Below are 3,450 nucleotides of genomic sequence, written 5' to 3'. Positions count from 1 at the left end.
GCAAGAGTGCCATCGGCATATATCGGCGTTTCTTCTATCAGTTGGTCTCCCGACCATAAATAGCGCCACGTGGTGATTTTAGGCTTAATCTGCGGAAATAATGGGTCAATATGGGCTAAGTCACTGTCGACAGTTTTGGTTTTACTCAGACGTCGACCAAAAGCATCATAAGTATAGTGCCAACAATCCCCTTTCGGTGTAAAGCATGCGGTTAGCTGATTTTGTGTGTTCCATAAATAGCGCCACTCTCTGGGACGAAAACCGCGTGTATGGACAATTTTTTTAGCTAATCGCCCATTAACATCATAATGGTAATCTTGATATCCCTTCGCTGTGTAACGGCGAGTCACCCGTCCTGCTTGCTGTTGCTGAAATAGCTGTAGCATCGCCCCTTGTGCTTCTGAAGGCACCATCGACGAGGACGGCGTTGTTAAGTGCTCCGTGATATTGAGGTTGTTATCATACTGGAATTTTTCGTCCTGATTACCCCATTGTGGACTGTATTGTGTCTCAGTGATTTGGTCATTGGCATTATAGTGATAACGTGTCTGTCGCCAGCGATCATCTTCAATGCCCACCACATTATAAGCGCGATCATATTGATAACTGCGGTGCACATCCGTACAAAATGGCGGTTGTTGGGGATGGGCTTGTATCGATTGTAAAAACTGTTCGGTGCCTCGCCCTGCTCGTTGATGAGCCAGTAAACCAGTGGCCGTATAGTGACTGGAATTGACAAATCCAGCGTGACTACGGCGTAAATACTCTTGTCCTACCGCGTTGTAGCTAAATTGAAGTGGTGCATGCTGATTGACTTGCAGTGAAGTTAACTCCCCCAGTGCCCCAAAAGCATAATGCAACTCCCGTTCACCAAAACGGGTCAATGCCAGTGTATTATCAGTATCATTCCATTGATGAATAATCTCTTCTTAGAGCTGGCAAATTTATAGCTACTAATACTCTATTGCTTCGCTTGTTATGATGCCCAACATGTTCTATCTGGATAAGACGCATTCTAAATCAGGCACTCGCATAAATCCCCCCCGAAAACAGAGCGGCACTATACCGTCGGCTATGCCCCCAACGGCAACAAAGCCGCACCACCGCCCGCAATACACCTTAGATACAGTGGTTAAAAGACGCCGGTTTTGAAACAGTTTTCACCTTTACGGTAAAAATCTTATACGAGTGTTTTGTATTGATACTCGATAGCGAAGGCATTCAAACAATTAAATAGCAAAACCAACAGCAGCAAGCACAACTGAGTGCCATCAAACTCACGATGCGCAAGCTGATGGTGGAGTGTATTAATGACTAAAGCGTAAACAGAGTTGCTATTAAAAACGAAAAAGCTGGAAGATTACATGATCTTCTGGCTATATAGCTAAAGAGTCAAATAAGCATCATTATTAAAATAATAAATGAGACATTGAAGCAATTCTTCTTCAGTTACATTCGCTTTTTGTAATTTAGCATAAGTAACAATGCTTTGTAACATTTGGATCGTTAGTACATACCTATAATTAGCTTCTTTTATAACTTCAGGATCATCATCTAGTTCATCTGACTCAACGTCATCAGGATCTTCAATCATAGCTATAGTATCTAAATCCCAACTAAATGTATCTTTAGGCAAATAAAGCGCTAAATTCCAAGGTACATCTATTACTTTTTGTAAGACATTTCTCAGTGTTTCTTCGATCATATTATCGTCCACCTCACCAATTACTCATTCCTCCTTTTCCTCCAGGATGAAGAAAATCCTGAACAACTCCAGGAGCTTGATGTTGCTTTATAGGCACTAATTGCATAACACCAGGTTGACTAGCCTCATGATGCCATGTCAGCTCTGGCAATGGTGAGCGTCTTGGGTATGCTCCTCTAGGACCCGGCTGTACACCTTGAGTTATTCCCGGATACATATCTTCTAATTTTTTAGCAAATATGGGGTCTGCTTTCATGGCCTCATGAAGATTTCTATTAGCTTCCTGAAAATGAACCTTATCAGAACGTCCGGGATAGAATTTACTATCTATTTTTGTTTCAAATGCTACCGAGTATCTTGGGCTTGCTAATGGTCTACCTGAACCGTCTAGCTCCCCTTTATTCCCTTTGCCACCCGCCAACCCAAACGGATCAACCCACCCCGTCGGGCAATGCACATACCCATAGGGATTCAGCCCACCCAATAGCCCTATGTGGTCTGGGGAAAGATACTGCCCTGTCTCCTTATCATAATAACGAAAGCAATTATAAAGCCACTTTCTTCATCTTCATATTGCCCCGCAAAACGAAAAGGACATTCGGTGTAATTAGGGTCATTCTCCGCTTTACCGTCGCGGTAACGCCAAAACTGCATTTGGCACCACGTATTCAACCTTCCTGCCCAACTGGCTTGTCCGCCTTCACTGAATATCTCTCGCGGGGTGCCTTGGTGGTCGGTGACCACATAGTGCAGTTTGCCCTGTTGATAACGCGCGGTGGGCGTTATTTCTCCGGGTTGATACAGCCATTGAACTTGTTGCGCATTAGCAAGAGTGCCATCGGCATATATCGGCGTTTCTTCTATCAGTTGGTCTCCCGACCATAAATAGCGCCACGTGGTGATTTTAGGCTTAATCTGCGGAAATAATGGGTCAATATGGGCTAAGTCACTGTCGACAGTTTTGGTTTTACTCAGACGTCGACCAAAAGCATCATAAGTATAGTGCCAACAATCCCCTTTCGGTGTAAAGCATGCGGTTAGCTGATTTTGTGTGTTCCATAAATAGCGCCACTCTCTGGGACGAAAACCGCGTGTATGGACAATTTTTTTAGCTAATCGCCCATTAACATCATAATGGTAATCTTGATATCCCTTCGCTGTGTAACGGCGAGTCACCCGTCCTGCTTGCTGTTGCTGAAATAGCTGTAGCATCGCCCCTTGTGCTTCTGAAGGCACCATCGACGAGGACGGCGTTGTTAAGTGCTCCGTGATATTGAGGTTGTTATCATACTGGAATTTTTCGTCCTGATTACCCCATTGTGGACTGTATTGTGTCTCAGTGATTTGGTCATTGGCATTATAGTGATAACGTGTCTGTCGCCAGCGATCATCTTCAATGCCCACCACATTATAAGCGCGATCATATTGATAACTGCGGTGCACATCCGTACAAAATGGCGGTTGTTGGGGATGGGCTTGTATCGATTGTAAAAACTGTTCGGTGCCTCGCCCTGCTCGTTGATGAGCCAGTAAACCAGTGGCCGTATAGTGACTGGAATTGACAAATCCAGCGTGACTACGGCGTAAATACTCTTGTCCTACCGCGTTGTAGCTAAATTGAAGTGGTGCATGCTGATTGACTTGCAGTGAAGTTAACTCCCCCAGTGCCCCAAAAGCATAATGCAACTCCCGTTCACCAAAACGGGTCAATGCCAGTGTATTATCAGTATCATTCCATTGATGAA

4 protein-coding genes are annotated in these 3,450 nt (G+C 44.4%); all 4 read right to left on the bottom strand.

The window, feature by feature from the left end:
• A partial coding sequence (locus tag AACV00_RS05490) for an RHS repeat domain-containing protein (protein WP_442956591.1) occupies positions 1 to 860 on the bottom strand: 860 nt, incomplete at its 3' end.
• Between the two features lie 524 nt (positions 861 to 1,384).
• Positions 1,385 to 1,705 carry a DUF7716 domain-containing protein gene (locus AACV00_RS05485; protein ID WP_004242747.1) on the bottom strand — a complete coding sequence of 107 codons (321 nt, stop codon included), beginning with the start codon at positions 1,703 to 1,705 and terminating at the stop codon, positions 1,385 to 1,387.
• A 13-nt stretch (positions 1,706 to 1,718) separates the two neighbouring features.
• A complete protein-coding gene (locus AACV00_RS05480; RefSeq protein ID WP_052124559.1) occupies positions 1,719 to 2,162 on the bottom strand; it encodes an HNH endonuclease in 444 nt (147 codons plus the stop codon).
• A gap of 32 nt (positions 2,163 to 2,194) precedes the next feature.
• On the bottom strand, positions 2,195 to 3,450 hold a 1,256-nt coding region (locus AACV00_RS05475; protein ID WP_442956590.1), incomplete at its 5' end, for an RHS repeat domain-containing protein.

The sequence above is a fragment of the Proteus sp. G3927 genome (assembly GCF_963894685.1).
Lineage (GTDB): Bacteria > Pseudomonadota > Gammaproteobacteria > Enterobacterales > Enterobacteriaceae > Proteus > Proteus mirabilis.
Note: the sequence above shows the minus strand (reverse complement) of the source record. Positions and strands in the feature narration are given on the sequence as shown.

Bases quoted from the DNA above. Each gene is read 5' to 3' on its own strand.
- AACV00_RS05485 (WP_004242747.1), bottom strand. From the start codon at position 1,705: ATGATCGAAGAAACACTGAGAAATGTCTTACAAAAAGTAATAGATGTA.